Raw genomic sequence first — 610 nt, forward strand, 5'->3', positions numbered from 1 at the left:
CGCCAGCGCGTCGTCGACCGCCATGCTCGTATCGACCGGCACGGCGACCACGTCGCCGTCCGTCGCAGTCTCGCGGGCGAACAGGGCCAGAAGCACGTCTTTCGGGACGAACGAGCCGGTCTCGTCGACGGCCAGCATCCGATCGGCGTCGCCGTCGTGAGCGATCCCGACGCTGGCGTCCGTCGCTTCGACGAGCGCGGAGAGGTCGCCGAGTGTCTCTCGAGTCGGCTCGCTCGGTCTCCCGGGGAAGCGTCCGTCTCGCTGTCCGTTCAGCGTGACGACGTCACAGCCCAGCTCCGAGAGCACGCGCGCGGTTATTCCCCCGGTCCCGTTCCCGACGTCGACGGCGACGCTCGGCGGGTCGTCGATCGAAACGGACTCGATCATCGCCGTCGCGTGTCGATCGATCGAATCCTCGAGCGACTCGAGCGAGCCGTGTCCGTCCCAGGGCCGCAGATCGTAGTCGTCCGCGTCGACTCGCGTCGCGATCGCGTCCCGCTGGCCGGAATCGAACGCCTTGCCCGACGCGGCCCAGAGCTTGATCCCGTTATCCGGCGCGGGATTGTGCGAGGCCGTGACGACGATTCCCGCGTCCGCGTTCTCCCGCGGG

Annotated in this window: 1 protein-coding gene; it reads right to left on the bottom strand. The window is 69.3% G+C overall.

All coding sequences use genetic code 11. The features are described from left to right. The coding region (locus PGX04_RS12225) for a phosphohexomutase domain-containing protein (RefSeq protein ID WP_465263807.1) at window positions 1-610 on the bottom strand (610 nt) is incomplete at both ends.

This window comes from Natrinema soli, assembly GCF_028618695.1.